This window comes from Streptomyces sp. NPDC000941, assembly GCF_053599555.1.
In genome coordinates, this window is sequence record NZ_JBSFMM010000120.1 from 1 (window position 1) to 17280 (window position 17280).

At 73.4% G+C, this 17280-nt stretch carries 12 protein-coding genes; 10 read left to right on the forward strand and 2 right to left on the reverse strand.

The window, feature by feature from the left end:
- The 5 genes from ACWDSL_RS31900 to ACWDSL_RS31920 form a co-directional block, all read left to right on the forward strand.
- The coding region (locus ACWDSL_RS31900) for an acyltransferase domain-containing protein (protein ID WP_450491369.1) at nucleotides 1–3346 on the forward strand (3346 nt) is incomplete at its 5' end.
- Nucleotides 3347–3358: 12 nt separating this feature from the next.
- Nucleotides 3359–3688, forward strand: a complete 330-nt coding sequence (locus ACWDSL_RS31905) for an acyl carrier protein (RefSeq protein WP_179284970.1) — start codon at nucleotides 3359–3361, stop codon at nucleotides 3686–3688.
- A 3-nt stretch (nucleotides 3689–3691) separates the two neighbouring features.
- Nucleotides 3692–4537, forward strand: coding sequence for an alpha/beta fold hydrolase (locus ACWDSL_RS31910; protein ID WP_450491371.1), 846 nt, complete (start codon nucleotides 3692–3694; stop codon nucleotides 4535–4537).
- Entirely contained in the window at nucleotides 4534–5787 is a 1254-nt protein-coding gene (locus ACWDSL_RS31915; protein WP_450491373.1) for a glycosyltransferase, read from the forward strand. The genes ACWDSL_RS31910 and ACWDSL_RS31915 overlap by 4 nt, the downstream gene beginning before the upstream one ends.
- The gene (locus ACWDSL_RS31920) at nucleotides 5784–6998 is read left to right on the forward strand and encodes a class I SAM-dependent methyltransferase (protein ID WP_450491375.1); all 1215 of its coding nucleotides are present in this window, start codon (nucleotides 5784–5786) and stop codon (nucleotides 6996–6998) included. The genes ACWDSL_RS31915 and ACWDSL_RS31920 overlap by 4 nt, the downstream gene beginning before the upstream one ends.
- 39 nt (nucleotides 6999–7037) lie before the next feature.
- Here the strand turns inward: ACWDSL_RS31920 and ACWDSL_RS31925 are convergent, their stop codons facing one another.
- Nucleotides 7038–7316, reverse strand: a complete 279-nt coding sequence (locus tag ACWDSL_RS31925; protein ID WP_089505484.1) for a hypothetical protein — start codon at nucleotides 7314–7316, stop codon at nucleotides 7038–7040.
- Between the two features lie 260 nt (nucleotides 7317–7576).
- Between ACWDSL_RS31925 and ACWDSL_RS31930 the strand changes: the two genes are divergently transcribed.
- The 5 genes from ACWDSL_RS31930 (at nucleotide 7577) to ACWDSL_RS31950 (ending at nucleotide 15831) form a co-directional block, all read left to right on the forward strand.
- A complete protein-coding gene (locus tag ACWDSL_RS31930) occupies nucleotides 7577–10318 on the forward strand; it encodes a CocE/NonD family hydrolase (RefSeq protein ID WP_450491377.1) in 2742 nt (913 codons plus the stop codon).
- A complete protein-coding gene (locus ACWDSL_RS31935) occupies nucleotides 10315–11169 on the forward strand; it encodes an ABC transporter permease (RefSeq protein WP_450491379.1) in 855 nt (284 codons plus the stop codon). Before ACWDSL_RS31930 ends, ACWDSL_RS31935 begins: the two co-directional genes overlap by 4 nt.
- Nucleotides 11170–11280: 111 nt before the next feature.
- A complete protein-coding gene (locus tag ACWDSL_RS31940; RefSeq protein ID WP_450491381.1) occupies nucleotides 11281–12195 on the forward strand; it encodes an ATP-grasp domain-containing protein in 915 nt (304 codons plus the stop codon).
- Nucleotides 12192–13016 carry an ATP-grasp domain-containing protein gene (locus tag ACWDSL_RS31945; protein WP_450491383.1) on the forward strand — a complete coding sequence of 275 codons (825 nt, stop codon included), beginning with the start codon at nucleotides 12192–12194 and terminating at the stop codon, nucleotides 13014–13016. The genes ACWDSL_RS31940 and ACWDSL_RS31945 overlap by 4 nt, the downstream gene beginning before the upstream one ends.
- A gap of 205 nt (nucleotides 13017–13221) precedes the next feature.
- Complete coding sequence (locus ACWDSL_RS31950) at nucleotides 13222–15831, forward strand: SpoIIE family protein phosphatase (RefSeq protein ID WP_450491385.1); 2610 nt, start codon at nucleotides 13222–13224, stop codon at nucleotides 15829–15831.
- A gap of 189 nt (nucleotides 15832–16020) precedes the next feature.
- Here ACWDSL_RS31950 and ACWDSL_RS31955 read toward each other — a convergent pair whose 3' ends face one another.
- The gene (locus ACWDSL_RS31955) at nucleotides 16021–17250 is read right to left on the reverse strand and encodes an alginate lyase family protein (protein ID WP_450491387.1); all 1230 of its coding nucleotides are present in this window, start codon (nucleotides 17248–17250) and stop codon (nucleotides 16021–16023) included.
- Nucleotides 17251–17280 lie beyond the last annotated feature (30 nt).

A 17280-nucleotide genomic window follows, 5' to 3' on the forward strand; every position in this document is an offset into this window, starting at 1 on the left:
CCGGGGGGGGGGCCCCCGGCCCCCCCACCACGGCGCCGGCCCCCCCCCCCCCCCCGCCGCCCCCCGCACCGAAATCTCGGCCGACTACCCGGTGGTGGCCGCCAGGCCGGGTGTCCGCGTGCCCGATTCCACCGGCCGCGCGGCGACACCCACCGCGGCGACATCCACTGCTGCGCCCGGCACCGTGGCGCCCGCCGCATCCGGGGCGGTGGCTCACGCCGCCCCCGCGCGCGATGCCACACCCAAAGCCCAGGTCACCGAGGTGGAGCGGGTACTCGCGGTGGCGGCCGAGACGCCGGAGCGGCTGGCCGCGTTGCTGGCGGACGAGGATGACGCAGCGCTGCGGGCCACCGCCACCGCCGCCGTCCCCGCCTCGGGCCGGGTCAGGCTCGGCATCGTCGGGCCGACCGCCAAGCGGCTGGCGCTGGCGCGCCGCGTGGTGGCGAAGAAGGCCTCGTGGCGTGGGCGCAACGACGTGTGGTTCACGCCCGATCCGCTGCTGAGCGAGCCCGCGGCGGCGGGTGAGCCGGGCCGGGTGGTCTTCGTCTTCCCCGGCCTGGAGGCCGAGTTCGCGCCGCGCGTGGACGGCGTCGCCGAGTATTTCGGGCTCTCCCCCGCCACCGTCGGGGCGGTCGACGGCCACGCCCCGGTCGGCGACATCGGCCGCCACGGTGTCGGTGTCTTCGCCGTCGGCCGTCTGCTGGACCGCGCGTTGCGGCGGATGGGGGTGGTGCCGGACGCGGTCGCCGGGCACAGCGTCGGCGAATGGACCGCGATGGTGTCGGCCGGGCTGTACTCCGGCGCCGCGGTCGACGAATTCCTCGGCTCGTTCGACCCCGACGCACTGCGCGTGCCCGGGCTGGCCTTCGGCGTACTGGGCGCCCCCGCCGAGCGGGTGCTGGCAGCGCTCGCGGAGGGCGCGGGTGGCCGAGTCGTACTCTCCCACGACAACGCGCCGAGCCAGTCGATGGTGTGCGGGCCGCGGGCCGACGTCGAGGCGTTCGTACGGCAGTTGCGTGGCGAGGGGGTGATCGGGCACGTCCTTCCGTTCCAGTCGGGCTTCCACACCCCGATGCTGGCGCCGTATCTGGGGCCGATCAGAGCCGCCGCGGAGCGGTTCGAGCTGTTTCCGCCGCGCGTGCCCATCTGGTCGGGGACGACCGCGGCGCCGTATCCGCCCGACGCGGCCGGGGTACGGGAGCTGTTCGTACGCCATCTGCTCGAGCCGGTCCGTTTCCGGCTGTTGACGAAGGCGCTGTACGAGGCGGGCTTCCGGGCGTTTGTACAGGTCGGCCCGGGGCAGCTGGCCTCGCTCATCGGTGACACGCTCCAGGGGGCGGAACATCTCGCGGTGGCCGCCGACTCGCCGCACCGCGACGGCGTCGCCCAGCTGCGCCGGGTGGCCACCGCCCTGTGGGTGGACGGGGCGCGGGTGGACCCGTCCCTGCCGCGCCCCGCCACCGCGCCTTCCGCTGTCTCGCCGAAGCCGGTACGGCTCGACCTCGGCGGCGCGCTGATCTCCCTGGACGAGCGCCACCTCCCGGGGCTGCGCGGCGCGTTGGCGTCCGGCGCCGCCGTCTCCCCCAGCGCCGACATTCCCGACCTCCGGGCCGACGCCGTGTCCGCGCTGGACGCGGTGGCGGGGCGGTTTCCGGTGGCCGCGGAACTCGGCGCGCTGCTGCGGGAGACGGCCGGGGCCGCCGCTGAGCTGATCACCGTCTCGGGCCACGCGGGCGGACCGTCGGCCCCGCCAGTCCCGTCGGCCTCGCCAGTCCTGCCAGCCCCGTCAGTCCCGTCAGTCCCGTCAGTCCCCAAGGCCGCCGCACCCGCGCCGACGACCTGGCGCACCGTGCTGCGGGTGTCCACGGACACCATGCCCTACCTGCGCGACCACTGCTTCTTCCGGCAACGGCCCGGCTGGCCCGACGAGTCGGACCGGTGGCCTGTCGTTCCGGCGACCACGATCGTCGGGCACCTCATGGACGCGGCGGAGCGGACGGCCCCCGGGCGGCGGGCGGTCGCGGTGCACGGTGCGCGGTTCGGCCGGTGGGTGACCGCCGCGCCGCCCGTCGAGGTGCCCATCACCGTGACGCCGTCGCCCGACGGCCCGGACCGCCCGGCCGTGGACTTCGGCCGCAGCGCCCAGGGCACGGTGGAGCTCGCGCCCCGCTTCCCGTACCCCCGCCCCGCCCCCTGGCCCGCCGACCCGGCCGCCGAGGAGGCCCCCGCCCATACCGCGGCCGAGCTGTACAGCAGGCGCTGGATGTTCCACGGCCCGGCGTTCCAGGGAGTCAGCGAGATCACCGCGATCGGTGCGGCGCGGGTGCGCGGCACGATCACCACGCCGACCGCGCCCGGCGCCCTGCTGGACAATGTCGGCCAGCTCCTCGGCTACTGGCTCATGGCCACCCGTACCGAGCGGACCGTGGTCTTCCCCGTCGGCATGCGGCACATCCGCCTCTTCGGACCGCAGCCGCTCCCCGGCACCACGGTGGAGTGCGTGATCAGGGTCGGCTCGCTGACCGACACCACGCTCGAGGCGGATGTCCAGCTGCTCATCGGCGGGCAGGTGTGGGCCCAGATCGACGGCTGGCAGGACCGCCGTTTCGACAACCACCCGAGCACCCGGCCGGTCGAGCGCTTCCCCGAACGGAGCGCGCTCTCCCAGCCGCAGCCCGGCGGCTGGGCGCTGCTCCACGAGCGCTGGCCCGATCTGGCGTCGCGCGACCTGATCATGCGCAACCACCTGGCCGGCGCCGAGCGCAGGGCGTACGAGCGGCAGGCCCCGCGCGGCCGGAGGCAGTGGCTGCTGGGCCGGATCGCGGCCAAGGACGCGGTGCGGCAGTGGCTTTGGGCGCGTGGGGAGGGGCCGGTCTTCCCGGCCGAGATCCAGGTGTGCGAGGACGCGCGCGGCCGCCCGTACGTCCTCGGGGCGCACGGCCGGACGCTGCCAGGGCTGGACGTCGCACTGGCCGGCCGGGCCGAGGCCGGGGTGGCCCTGGTGGTGCCGCGCGCGCCGGACCGCGACCGCGAGGACCCGGGGCCGGGCCCCGGCATCCATATCGAGGAGATCACCGGACTGGACACCACCGCACAGGAGACCGCGGCCCTCCGCGCGGCGAAGGAGGCGGTGGCCAGGGCCGAGGGCGTCGAGGGCGGGGGCCACGGGCCGGACGTCACCGTGCTCGACCCGGAGGACCCCCGGCGGCTCCTGCTCCAAGTGGCCACGGCCGCCGGGCGGCCGCGCCGCTACCGGGTGCACTGCGCGCGTACGGCCAACCCTCCCGGGTTGCCCAGCAGGGACTACGTCGTGGCCTGGACCACCGGCCCGGCGGACGACGAGTGAGGAGACCGACCAGTGAGTACCGCCAAGCAGACCGCCGCGGCGCCCGTGGCGGACGACGAGGAGACCGTCCTCGCGGACATCGCCGGAATGCTCCGGAAGATGCTCGACGAGTACGGCCTCGACGACATCGAGATCGCCGCGGACAGCCGGTTCATGGAGGACCTGGAGCTGGAGAGCATCGACCTGGTCACCCTGGCGGGAATTCTGCAGGCCCGGTACGGACGGCACGTCAACTTCGCCGAGTTCGTGGCCGGGCTGGAGCTCGACGAGATCATCGACCTCACTGTGGGGCGCCTCGTCGAGTACGTCGTGGGCTGCCTGAAGGCCGCCGGGGGGAGCTGACCGATGGCCATGGTCCACACCGGCGGACCGGACGGCGTCAGGCTCCATGTGCAGCGGCTCGGCCCCGGCCGGGCCGGGTCCGCGGCCCCCACCGCCGTGCTGCTGCACGGCCTGCTCACCGACAGCCTGGCCGCCTACTACTTCACCGTGGCCCCCGGGCTCGCCGCGGCCGGGGTCGACGTGGTCATGTACGACCAGCGGGGCCACGGGCGCAGCGAGCGCCCGGCGCACGGCTACCGGCTGGATGCCTTCGTCGGGGACCTGGAGCGGCTGCTCGACCGGCTGGGCATCCACGGCCCGGTGCACCTGGTCGGCAACTGCTTCGGCGGGACGGTCGCGTTCCAGTACGCGGTCCGGCACCCGGAGCGGGTGGCCGGTCTCTCGCTGATCGAGTCCGAACCGGCCACCCCCGCGTGGGCGGCGAAGCTCGAAAAGCTCCTCGGCTACACCGCGACCCAGCTGTCGGAGCACGAGGCCGACGCCCTGGCCTGGATCGACGCCCACCACGGCGGGCACACCGCCCGGCTGGCCAAATCGGCGGCCCGGCTGGTGCGCACCACCACCATCGCCGAGGACATACCGTCGAGCGCGGTGCTTGGCGAGGGCCGGATCCGCTCCGTACGCAGTCCGGTTCTCGCCCTCTACGGCGCAGATTCGGACATGGCCGCCCAGGCGCCTTGGCTGGAGTCGCTACTGCCGTGCGGCCGGACGGTTGTCGTGCCGGGCCATGAGCACTCGGTCCTCGTCGAGGTGCCCGCCCTGGTGCTCCGCCATGTCCTGGGCTGGATCGGCGATCCGGGTGGGCTGCCTCCGGAGGCGGTTTTCGCCGAAGCGGAGGCGGCCTTATGAGAGGCGTCGCCGCCTCCGGACGCCGCTTCCTGTTCGTCGTGCCGCCGCTCGTCGGACACATCAACCCCACCCTCGGCGTCGGGGCCGAACTCGCCGCCCGCGGCCACCGGGTGGCCTGGGCCGGGACGCCGGAGGTGCTGGGGCGGCCGGCCGGGGACGGGGCGGTGGTCTTCCGCTGCGCGGTGCCCGCGCTCGGCGCGGGCGACATCAGCGCCGTACGCCCCGCGGACGCGCGGGGCCCCGGCGCGTTCAAGTTCCTGTGGGAGCGCTTCTTGGTGCCGCTCGCGGAGGCGATGGCCCCGGGCGTACGGGCGGCGGTCGAGGAGTTCCGGCCGGATGTGGTGGTCGCCGACCAGCAGGCAGTCGCCGGTGGTCTGGTCGCCGAGCGGCTGGGCGTACGGTGGGCCACCTCGGCCACCACCTCGGCGGAGTTCACCGGGGCGCTGGACGGCATGCCGCGGATCGGTGCCTGGCTGGAGGGGCTGCTGGAGGGGTTGCGCGCCCGGATCGGCGATCCGGGCGGGACAGCGGATCCCCGCTTCTCTCCGCGTCTGGTGCTGGCCTTCACCACCGAGGAGCTGGCGGGCCGGCCCGTGCGGGCCGCGGAGCGGATCCGTTTCGTGGGCCCGTCGATCGCCGCCCGCCCCGCCGCGCCCGACTTCCCCTGGCATTGGCTCGACCCGGCGCGGCCGGCCGTCCTGGTCACCTTGGGCACCGTCAACGCCGACGCCGGAGCACGCTTCCTCGCCGTCTGCCGGGAAGCCGCGCGCGCCCGCGCCGGCCGCGTCCAGACGGTGCTCGTCGACCCCGCGGGCGCGCTGGACACCGCGCCCGGCGCGCCGCTGGACGACGATGTGCTGGTGGTGCGCGGGGTCCCACAGCTACCGCTGCTGGCGCGGGTCGCGGCCGTCGTGTGCCACGCCGGGCACAACACCGTGTGCGAGGCGCTGTGGCACGGCGTACCGCTGGTCGTGGCGCCCATCCGCGACGACCAGCCCGTGGTCGCCGGGCAGGTGGTGGCCGCGGGGGCGGGCATACGGGTGCGGTTCGGCCGGGTCACGGCGGCCGGTCTTGGCGAGGCCCTGGACGCCGTGCTGTACGAGCCGGGGCATCGGGCGGCGGCCGAGCGGATCGGGGCGTCCTTCCGCGCGGCCGGCGGCGCCGCCGCGGCCGCCGGCCACCTCGAACGGCTGGCAGCGCAGGCCGCCACCACCCGGCCACCTTCGCAGCCCTCATTGGAGGAGAGATGACCAGCGGCGTCGAACCACCCACCGCGTCCGGCCCCGGCCCCGGCCCCGGCCCCGGCCAGGAGCAACGTCCGGCGGTAGCTGAAGGAGAGCCGAAGGGGCGCGAACCTGTCGACACCGGCTTGAGCGCACCGGAACCGAACCGAGCCTCGAAGAAAGGCGACCGCGCCGCGGCCGTCGCCGCGCTGCGCCCGCGCTACGCGGACGATCTCGCGCGCGGCACCGAGCGGTTCTTCGAACCGCGCCGGGCCGACTGCCCGTGGTGCGGCTCGGCCCAGCTGGAAGAGCGGCTGCGCACCACCGACCTCTTCCAGCACAAGCCGGGCGGCTTCCGGCTGGACCGGTGCCGGGGCTGCGGCCATGTGTTCCAGAATCCGCGGCTGAGCGGCGAGGGCCTGGAGTTCTACTACCGGGACTTCTACGACGGCCTGGGCGAGAAGGACATGAGCGGTCTCTTCGCCGGGCGGCCGAAGACGTACATCAGGCGTGCGGAGTCGCTGCGCCCCTTCGCCGAGGCCCCGGGGAACTGGCTGGACGTCGGCACCGGCCACGGCCATTTCTGCGAGGCGGCCCGCGCGGTCTTCCCCGGCACCCTCTTCGACGGTCTCGATATGAGCGCCGGAGTGGAGCTGGCCGAGCGGGCGGGCCGGGTGACGCGGGGCATCCGGGGCGGCTTCGTCGAGCGGGTGACGGAACTGGCCGACGGGTACGACGTGGTGAGCATGTTCCACTATCTGGAGCACAGTACGGACCCCCGCGGCGAGCTGCGCGCGGCGCGGCGGGCGCTGCGCCCGGGCGGGCATCTGCTGATCGATGTGCCCGACCCGGAGAGCCGCTTCTCCCGGCTGCTGGGCCGCTGGTGGCTGCCGTGGCTTCAGCCACAGCATCTCCACTTCGTGCCCGTGGCCAATCTGCGCAAGGAGCTGTCCGGGCTCGGCTTCACCGTCGTCGCCGAGGAACACGCCCGGCCGCACGACCCGGTCGATCTGCTCGGCGCGGTGTGGCTGCTGCTCAACGCCGTCGCCCCGCCCGAGGACCAGCCCTGGCTGGCGCAGCCGCCGGGGCGGGCCCGGCGGCTGCTGCGCACGGCGATCGTGCTCGCGGGCGTCCCCGCCCTGCTGGTGACCGCCGCGCTGGACCACTTCCTGATCAGGCCGCTGGCCGGCCGGCGCCGGCTGTCCAACGCCTACCGGGTGATCGCCCGGCGCGACTGACGACCTGATCCGAGATGCCTCAACCGAGCGGGCGCGGCGTCAGCGCTGCTCGTAGCGGATGAGGGACCGCACCATGCGGCAGGTGGTGTTGGAGGGCGGGCGCACCCCGATCCGGGCTGCGGTGGTGCGTATCTTGCGGTTGGGCGCCTGCTCGGGGCGGTACACCCCGGAGTTGAGCAGGGCGATGGCCAGGCGCATGGCCTTCAGCCGGCGGTGGTGGGTCTCGTACCACTCGCGCGGACGTCCGGCGGGCACTCGTTTTGTCGGGAGGGTCGCATAGCTCGGCAGGTCCGGAAGAGGTGTGGCGGCAGCGGCCATCGGCTTCCTCCAAAGGAGGTCGGGGACCCTTGTTCTTGACCCCTCCATTCTACTGCCGGGCACCGACAAAAGCCCCTGGCCACGGCTGGTTTGAACGGGGTGGCCCGCGGGTCCCGCGGACCACTTTCGCACCGTCTGCCGGGGCACCGCGCCGTACCACGTGAGGCGTACCCAAAACGGGCAGCGTACTCCCCGGGGAGGGGCCCGGAATCCACCCGGTGTCAGCGGCCCTGCCCCCGAGGCCCGCTTAGGGTGCAGACATGATTCTGCGAAGAGCCCGGCTGCGCGGCCGACGGCTGGTGGTGTCGGCGGCAGCCGCGGTCGCCGTGCTCGCGGGTGCGGGCACCTGGGCGGCCGTCGCCTCCGACGACCCCCCGTCCGTCCACCGCGAGGACCGGGTGCTGGACATGCCGGGTGCCCGCATCGACACCTCGTACTACACCTCGGGCTCCGGCCGCAGGCCCGCGGTGCTGCTCGCCCATGGCTTCGGGGGCAGCAAGGACGATCTGCGGTCACAGGCCGAGGAGCTGGCCCGCGACGGATACGCCGTACTGACCTGGTCGGCGCGCGGCTTCGGCTCATCCACGGGGAAGATCGGGCTGAACGACCCGGCCCATGAGGGGGCCGATGTCCGGCGGCTGATCGACTGGCTGGCCAAGCGGCCCGAGGTACGGCTCGACGCGGCCGGCGATCCCCGGGTGGGGGTGGCGGGCGCCTCGTACGGCGGGGCGGCCTCGCTGCTCGCCGCCGGGTACGACCGCCGCGTCGACGCCATCGCCCCGGCCATCACCTACTGGAACCTGGCCGACTCGCTCTTCCCCAAGGGTGTCTTCAAGAGCCTGTGGACCGGCATCTTCTTCACCACCGGCTCGGCAGACCCCACCGCCGACCAGGCGCCCGGAGGCCAAGAAGACCAGGAAAACCAGGGAGGCCGGGGAACCCAGGGAGTCCAGCAGCGGAATCAAGGAGGCCAGAAGGACCGGAGCGGCCAGGGCTGCGGCCGGTTCGAGGCGCGGCTGTGCGCGATGTACGAGCGGGTCGCCGTGTCCGGCAAGCCGGACGACGCCGCCCGCAAGATGCTGGAGGCGCGCAGCCCGTCCGCCGTGGCCGACCAGATCAAGGTCCCGACGCTGATCCTCCAGGGCCAGACCGACTCGCTCTTCCCGCTCGACCAGTCGGACGCGATGGCCAAGGCCATCAAGGCCAACGGGGCGCCGGTCGCCGTCGACTGGCTCGCGGGCGGGCACGACGGGGGCGATCTGGAGACCAACCGCGTCACGTCCCGTACCCGGGCGTGGTTCGACCGCTATCTCAAGGGCGACAAGGGCGCCGACACCGGGCCGACCTTCCGCATCACCCGCACCGGCGGGTTCGACTCCACCGACGGCGCCGCCCTGCTGCGCGGTGCGACGGGCGACAGCTATCCGGGGCTCACCGGCCACGGGCGGAGCGTGCGGCTGAGCGGCGGCGAGCAGTCGTTCGCCAACCCGCCCGGCGGCGGACCGTCGGGCGTCTCCTCGGTGCCCGGGATCGCGGGTCTCTCCCAGGCCTCGTCCCTGGGCGTCGGGGTCTCACTCGACTTCCCCGGGCAGTACGCCCGTTTCGACTCGGCGCCGCTGCGCCAGTCGCTGCGCATCACCGGCTCGCCCACGGTCAAGGTGCGGATGAAGGCGGACGCGCCCGACGCGGTGCTGTTCGCGAAGGTGTACGACGTGGGGCCCGACGGGAGGCAGGTGCTGCCCTCACAGCTGGTCTCCCCCGTGCGGGTCACCGGCGCCGAGCGGGGCCGGACCGTCGAGCTGCGGCTGCCCGCCGTCGACCACGAGGTGGAGGCGGGCCACCGGCTGCGGCTGGTGCTGGCCGCGACCGACCTCGGCTACGCCTCGCCCGCCCAGCCCGCCACATACACCGTCTCCCTCGCGGACGGCGGCCTGACGGTCCCCACCGCGCCGGACGTACGTACCCAGTCCGCCCCGCTGCCCTGGTGGGTGTGGGGGCTGCCGCTGGTGGCCGCCGTGGTGGCGGCGGCCCTGCTGCTGACGGGCAGGCGGCGCACGGCCGCCCCGGCGCCCGACCCCGAGCTGGCCGAGGTGCCGCTGCGGATCACCGGGCTGAGCAAGCGGTACGCGAAGTCGGTCGACCGGTACGCGGTCAAGGACCTCTCGTTCACCGTGGAGAAGGGACAGGTCCTCGGGCTGCTCGGGCCCAACGGCGCGGGCAAGACCACCACGTTGCGGATGCTGATGGGGCTGATCGCCCCCGACAGCGGTGAGATCCGCGTGTTCGGACACGCCATCAGGCCCGGCGCCTCGGTGCTGTCCCGCGTGGGTGCCTTCGTCGAAGGGGCGGGTTTTCTGCCGCATCTGACCGGCCGGGCCAACCTGGAGCTGTACTGGCGGGCCACCGGCCGCCCGGCCGAGGACGCCCATCTGGACGAGGCGCTGGAGATCGCGGGGCTCGGCGACGCGCTGGAGCGCGCGGTGCGCACGTACTCCCAGGGCATGCGCCAGCGGCTGGCCATCGCCCAGGCCATGCTGGGCCTGCCGGATCTGCTGATCCTGGACGAGCCGACCAACGGGCTCGACCCACCGCAGATCCGCGAGATGCGCGAGGTGATGATCCGGTACGCGGCGGAAGGCCGCACCGTGATCGTCTCCAGCCATCTGCTCGCGGAGGTCGAGCAGTCCTGCACCCATCTGGTGGTCATGGACCGCGGCCGGCTCGTCGAGGCGGGCCCGGTCGAGGAGATCGCCGGCACCGGCAGCAGTCTGCTCGTCGGCCACGAGGGCGAGCTGAGCGACGCCCTGGTGGAGAAGGTGGACGCGCTGCCGGGGGTCGCCTCCGCGGCGCGAACCGGCGACGGGCTGCTGGTGCACCTCGACGGCACCGGCCCCGCGCAGCTGCTCACGGAGCTGATGCGGTTGGAGATCCCGGTGACCAGTTTCGGGCCCAACCGGCGCCTGGAGGATGCGTTCTTGACCCTGATCGGAGGGGCGTCATGAGTACTGTGATGGAGGCAGCGCCCGGCCACCGGCCGGGCCGTACACTGCCCCTGCGGGTCGAGGCGGTCCGGCAGCTGCGCCGGCGCCGGACCATGGTGATGGCGACGGTGCTGGCCGCGCTGCCGCTCGTGCTCGTCGCGGCCTTCGCGCTGGGCGGCACCCCGGAAGGGCGCGAGAACCGGACCACCCTCATGGTCACCGCGACGGCTTCCGGGGCCAACTTCACCGCGACGGCGCTGTTTGTCTCGGCCGCCTTCCTGCTGGTCGTGCCGGTGGCGCTGTTCTGCGGGGACACCGTCGCGGCCGAGGCCAACTGGTCCTCGCTGCGCTATCTGCTGGCCGCGCCCGTGCCCAGGACCCGGCTGCTGCTGAGTAAGCTCGCCGTGGCGCTCGGGTTCAGCGCGGCCGCGATCGTCCTGCTGCCACTGGTGGCGCTGGTGGTGGGGACGGTGGCGTACGGCTGGGAGCCGCTGCGGCTCCCCACGGGCGGGTCGCTGGCCACGGGTGAGGCGCTGGGCCGGCTCGCCATCGTGGTGGCGTATATCTTCCTGTCCCAACTGGTCACCGCGGCACTGGCGTTCTGGCTCTCCACCGTCACCGACGCCCCGCTGGGCGCGGTGGGCGGGGCGGTCGGGCTGACCATCGTGGGCAATGTCCTGGACGCGGTCACCGCGCTCGGCTCCTGGCGCGACTTCCTTCCCGCACACTGGCAGTTCGCCTGGCTCGACGCGCTTCAGCCGCATGCGGAGTGGAGCGGCATGGTGCAGGGCGTGTCGGTGTCCGTCGCCTACGCCGTTGTGCTGATCGCGCTGGCCTTCCGCGGGTTCAGCCGCAAGGACATCGTCTCCTGACGCACAGCCGGTTCCGTTCCCGCCCGCGAGTGCTCCGGCGCGCCATGACATGCTGAGACGTTATGGCGCGCCGGACGGGTCGGCGAACGTCCGGCGTGACAGGGAAGGTCCATGAGGCTCTGCTTTCTGGTGGAGGAGCACTACCGCTACGACGGCATGCCGTTGGAGGTGATCCGACAGCTCACCGCCTGGGGACACCGGGTGGATGTGGTGTGGCCGGGAAGCTCCTTGGTGAGTGTGTCGGAGGCGGTCGGGGCGGGCAGCCATGACGCCTGGGTGCTCAAAACCGTCTCCGGGGGCCCGGGCCTGACGTTGCTCGAGGCCGCGGCGGCCGTGGGGCTGACGACGGTCAATGACGCCCGGTCGATCCGCGGGGTGCGGGACAAGGTGCTGGCGGCGGCGATCGGCACCGCCCGGGGGCTGCCGATGCCGCGGACCTACGCGGCGGCCCGGCCCGAGTCGCTGGCGGAGATACCGGAGGCGGAGTTCCCGCTGGTGGTCAAGCCCGCAGACGGCAGCTCGGGGCGGGCGGTGCGGCTGGTGTCCTCCCCCGACCGGCTGGCCGGGCTGCGGGCGGAGCTGGCGGGGGAAGGGATGCTGATAGCCCAGCCCTATGTGGCCAACTCCGGGGTCGATCTCAAGGTCTACTGTGTGGGCGGCGAGCTGTACGCGACCGAGCGGAGCTCGCCGCTGCACCCCGGGGAGCCGGTGCGCGAGCGGCGGGTGGCGCTGTCCGCCGAGGTGGGCCGGATCGTCGCCGAGGCCGGGGCGGTCTACGGCCTGGATCTGTACGGCGTGGATGTGCTGCTGGGCCCGGACGGCCCGGTGATCGTCGATGTGAACGACTTCCCGAGCTTCCGTCAGGTGCCGGACGCGGCGGCGCGGGTGGGACAGGCCGTCCTGGAGCTGGCCCGCCGGGGCCCGAACGGAGCGGGGGCCACAGCGGGAGCAACGGCCGTGGCGCCCGCCTGGCAGCGGGCGCGGGTGGCGGAACAGGTCCCCGCGGGCACCGGCGAGAGCCGATGAGGATCGGTCTGATCACCCCGGAGCCCGAGCACCCGCTGCTGGCCGCCACGACCGCGCTGCTGACGCCCCGGCACCGGGTGGAGGCGGTGGATCCGGGTGGCTGGGACGGCGCACCGGAGGATCCGGACTCCTTCGGGACGCTCGCCGATGTCTATCTGCTGAAGGCGCACATGCCGCGCGCGCTCGGTCTGGCCCGCTATCTCGAAGAGCGTGGCGCTCCGGTGCTGAACGCGGTGGGGCCGACCGAGCTGTGCCAGGACCGGACGGCGATGGCCGATCTGGCGCTCCGGGCCGGGCTGCCCTTCGCGCGCACCCGGACCGTACCGGCCCTCGCCCGGCTCGGCGGCGAAGAGCTCGCGTATCCGGTGGTGATCAAGAGCCGGCACAGCCGACGGCACGATCTGGTGGCCCGGGTCGACGACGCCGCCGGGCTGCGCGCCCTTGGCGCCGTCTGGTCGGGCGAGCCGGTGGTGGTGCAGCCGTTCACCGAGAACAGCGGCTGGGACCACAAGCTGTGGGTGATCGAGGGCCGGGTCTTCGCGGCCGTACGCCGGTCGGAGCTGGCGGACCCCGACCGCGGCCCGGCGCGGTCGCCGGCGCCCGGGGACCTGCCGGACGGCTGGGCGCGGCTGGCACTGCGGGTCGGCTCGGTTTTCGGACTGCTGGTGTACGGCGTGGATGTGATCGACGCGGGCGGCGGGGCGCCGCTGATCGTGGACATCAACGCCTTTCCGGGGATACGCGGCCAGGCCGGCGCCCCCGAGGCGCTGGCCGAGCTGGCGCTGCGCACCGCCGAGCGGGGCGCCCTCCCGCACAGCTGAGCCGTCCCGGACAGCTGAGCCGTCCCCCGACAGCCGAGCCGTCGCGGGCGGATCCCGGTCCGGACCACTGTCCGCAGATCCCGGCCCGGACCACGGGCCGGGGCCGATTGAGCGGACCCGGGCCCGGGGATGATCCTGGAGAGGGGCCGTGGCGTCCGGGCCCCGAGCCCGGGCATTCGGATACGGCCCGGCGAGGCAGATGCCGATGCGCAAGCAAGATTCCGCGAGGTCCCACGGCAGGGCCGAGGAGTTCGGGCATCAGCAGGCCGCGCCGCTCTCGGCGGCGATCGAGGTCGATGCCCGCGGGTACATAACGGCCTGGGGGCCCGATGCGGCGCGGCTGCTCGGGTATCAGCCCGGCGACATGCTGGGCCATCCGGTGCTCGACCTCCTCGCCGGGGAGCTCCCCGCCTCGGCCCGCAGGTATCTGCGCGCACAGCCGGGCGACGGCTGGAGCGGTCCGATCAAGGCCAGACACCGGGGCGGGCACCGCGTACAGCTGGCGGTCCAGGCACATCCGCTGACCGACGCCCGCGGCGGGATGCGCTGGCTCGTGGTGGCGGGCGCGGCAGCTGAGGCCCGGGCGGGCCGGCCCGGCCCGGAGCCCGGCGCCCCGGGGTGGCCCGAGGAGGAGCTGTCCGAGGAGGAGCGGCTGCTGGAGAACTGGACGCTGGCCCAGATGCCGATTCCCGTGGCGGTCTACAACACCCGGGCGCGGCTGGTGGGCGCGAACGTGGCCATGACCCATCTCATGGGCCAGTCGGTGGCTCAGATGCGCGGGCTGCGCCTGCGCGAGATGGACTCCCGGCCCATCGTCCAGGAGATCGACCGGCTCCAGGAGCAGGTCATCCGCACCGGAGAGGCGATCCGCCACGAGGGCTTCGACCCCCTGTCGGATGAGCCGAGCAAGCCCGCCTGGGCCGTCTATCTGATCCCCGTGAAGGACGCGATGGGCGTGGTGCGCGGCCTGTCGGCGGTGGTTTTCGACTACACCGAGCAGCACCGGGCCCGGCGCCGGCTGACGATCGTCAACGAGGCCAGCGCCCGGATCGGCACCACCTTGGACGTGACCCGGACGGCGCAGGAGCTGGCGGATGTGGCGGTCGACCGGTTCGCCGACCTCGTCACCGTCGATCTGCTGGACGCGATCTACCACGGGCAGGAGCCGATGGTGAGCCCGGCCAGCCGCGCCGTGGACTTCCGCCGTATCGCGCAGCAGTCCGTCCTGGAGGGCTGCCCGGAGGCGTCGCTGGAGGCCGGAGGCGCTGATTCCTGGCCGGAGTACTCACCTCCCGCCAAGGCCCTGGCGGCCGGCCGCGGTGTGCGGCACTCGACCCGGGACGAGGAGATCCGGCGCTGGACCCGGGAGGTCCCCCGCCGTGGCGAGTCGGTGCACCGGTACGGGATCCACTCGGTGATGGCGGTGCCGCTGATCGCCCGGGGCACCACGCTGGGGGTCGCGATGTTCTACCGCCACCGGACGCGGGATCCGTTCGACGACGACGATCTGCTGCTGGCCGAGGAGATCACGGCGCGGGCCGCGGTGTGCGTGGACAACGCCCGCCGCTACACGCGTGAGCGCGCCGTCTCGCTGGCCATCCAGCGCAGCATGCTGCCGCGCACGGGGATGCGGCAGATGGCCGCGTCGATCGCCTCCCGCTACCTTCCGGCGCGCACCGCGGCGGGGGTCGGGGGCGACTGGTTCGACGTCATCAGGCTCTCGGGGGCCCGGATCGCTCTGGTCGTGGGCGATGTCGTGGGGCACGGGGTGCACGCCGTGGCGACCATGGGGCGGCTGCGGACGGCGGTTCGTACGCTCGCCGATATCGGTCTGCCCCCGGACGAGCTGCTCACCCACCTGGACGATCTGGTGCTCCGCCTGGACGAGGAGGAATTCCACACCGGCGGGACCGAGCCCCGTACCGGCGAGTCCGAGCCGCCTACCGGCGAGACCGAGCTGAGTCACCAGACGGGCGATCTCGTGGCCGAGGAGCGGAAGGAGAGCACCGGCGAGCTGGGCGCCACCTGCCTGTACGGGGTGTACGACCCGATCACCCGCACGGCCTCCTTCGCCAGCGCCGGCCACCCCGCGCCCGTCGTGGTCACCCCCGGCGGGGTGGTCACGCTGCCGCGGGTGCCCCCGGGGCCGCCGCTGGGCGTGGGGGGCCTGCCGTTCGAGACCGTCGATCTGGAGCTCCCGGAGGACAGCACGCTCGTGCTGTACACGGACGGGCTGCTGCGGTCCGCCGCCCGCGACCCCGACGAGGGGCTGGCGCTGCTGTGCCGGGCACTGACCGAGCCCGGCGAGTCGGCCGAACAGATGTGCCAGTCCGTACTGGACGTCCTCACCCCGGAACGGGGCAGTGACGACATCGCCCTGCTGATCGCCCGGACCCGCACCCTGGACGCGGCCAGCGTGGCCACCCGGGATGTACCGGCCACCGCGGCGACCGTCGCCGAGGCGCGCCGCTGGACCTCCCGGCAGCTGACGGCCTGGGGTCTTGAGGAGGCGATCTTCACCACCGAGCTCGTGGTGAGCGAGCTGGTCACCAACGCCATCCGCCATGCCAGCGGCCCCATCCAGCTGCGGCTGATCCATGACGCCGGGCTGATCTGCGAGGTCTCCGACGCCAGCAGCACCGCCCCGCATATGCGCCGGGCCCGCAGCTTCGACGAGGGCGGGCGCGGACTGCTGCTCGTCGCCCAGCTCACCCAGCGCTGGGGCACCCGGCAGACCCCGCATGGCAAGGTCATCTGGGCCGAGCAGAGCCTCCCGCCGAGCCGCGAGAACGGCGCCCTTTCGTTCTCCGCCTGAAATGCGAGCAGCCTGAGACAGAGTTACGGCGTCTTCATGGGTAAAAGGTGAGACAGGGGGGCCGTTGTGAACTGCAGTCAGTGCGGAGCGCCGGTCATCCAGGGGCCCAGCGGCGGTTGGAGCTGCAACAACTGCGGGGCCTCAGGATGACCGGCGTCGAACGAAGACCGTCGTACCGCTCTACAAGGCCTACTTGGCGTACAGCAGGGTTCCGAAGCCCAGCTGGTCGAAGCCACCGCTCGTGGAGCCGTAGTCTCCACCGCCGCCCTCGGGGCGGACCTTCTCCGCCATGGCCGTGATGTAGGGCACGGACAGGCCCCGGCGCCTGGCGTAGTGGTAGTGCAGGATGTCCCACACCGGCCGGAGCTGGCCGCGGCTCGCGGAGGAGATCACGGTGTGGGACTGCTGGGCGCAGTTCTGGCCGGTGCCCCAGGTGTAGGTGGTGAAGGGGACGTCCTGGCCGAGGTTGTACTTGGCGACGTACTGGGCGGCCTTCATGAAGCGGTTGCTGTCGTAGCCGTACAGGTCCTCGCCCTGGGACCAGGCCATCTCGCAGAAGGCGCCCATCTGGCCCATGCCCATCATGGTGTGGCCCTGGTCACGGCCGGACTCCTGCCACTGGGCGAGGCCCTGGCTGTCGTACAGGAACGGGACGGCGTGCTTGATGGAGCCGTTCCCCGCGCCGTTCTTGAAGTAGTTCACGGCCTGGTCGTACTTGGCCCCGTCATCGCACAGGATGCCGATGGCCAGGATCGAGTTCATGTTGCACAGGTCCCAGTTGGCCCAGTAGTTGGTGATGCAGGCGTCGTTGTGACCGGTGAGGAACTGGTTGTTCAGCGGGTAGAAGACGCCCAGCATCATCCTCTTGAACCGGTCGAGGTCGAAGCCGGAGTAACCCCGCATCAGCTCGGCGGCGTTGGCGAACTGGTAGCCGTAGATCCCGGCGGCCAGGAACCGGTCGGCGTTTCCGGTGACCGTGGTGAGCGTGGCGGACCAGGCGTTGAGGATGTCGCGGGCGGTGTCGCCGTGGGCGGTGGTTCCGGCGATCTTCCAGCGCAGGGCGTTCTGGTAGGCGGCGTGGATGTCGTTGTAGAGGATGCCGTAGTTCTCGCCGGTGCCGCCGCGGATGATGGTGGCCTGCGGGTTGGCCTTCCAGCCCGACTGGGCGTGCGAGTTGGCGATCAGCCGGTTCCAGCCGGACAGCCACGGGTCGTTCCCAGCGGCCACCCGTACCTTGGCCCGGTTGAGCTCGCCGTAGGCGTGCAGCATGCCCGGGTGGGTGAAGGTGGCCGGGGCGGCGCCGGCGGAGCCCGCGGTGACGGCGGTGGTGATGCCGCCGGCGGCGCCCGCGAGGGCGAGCCCTCCGGCGGCCTTCAGCACTCCGCGGCGGCTGAGCTTATGTGTGTTCTCGCGGCTCATCGAGAAGTCACTCCCATCGTGGGGGGGTGG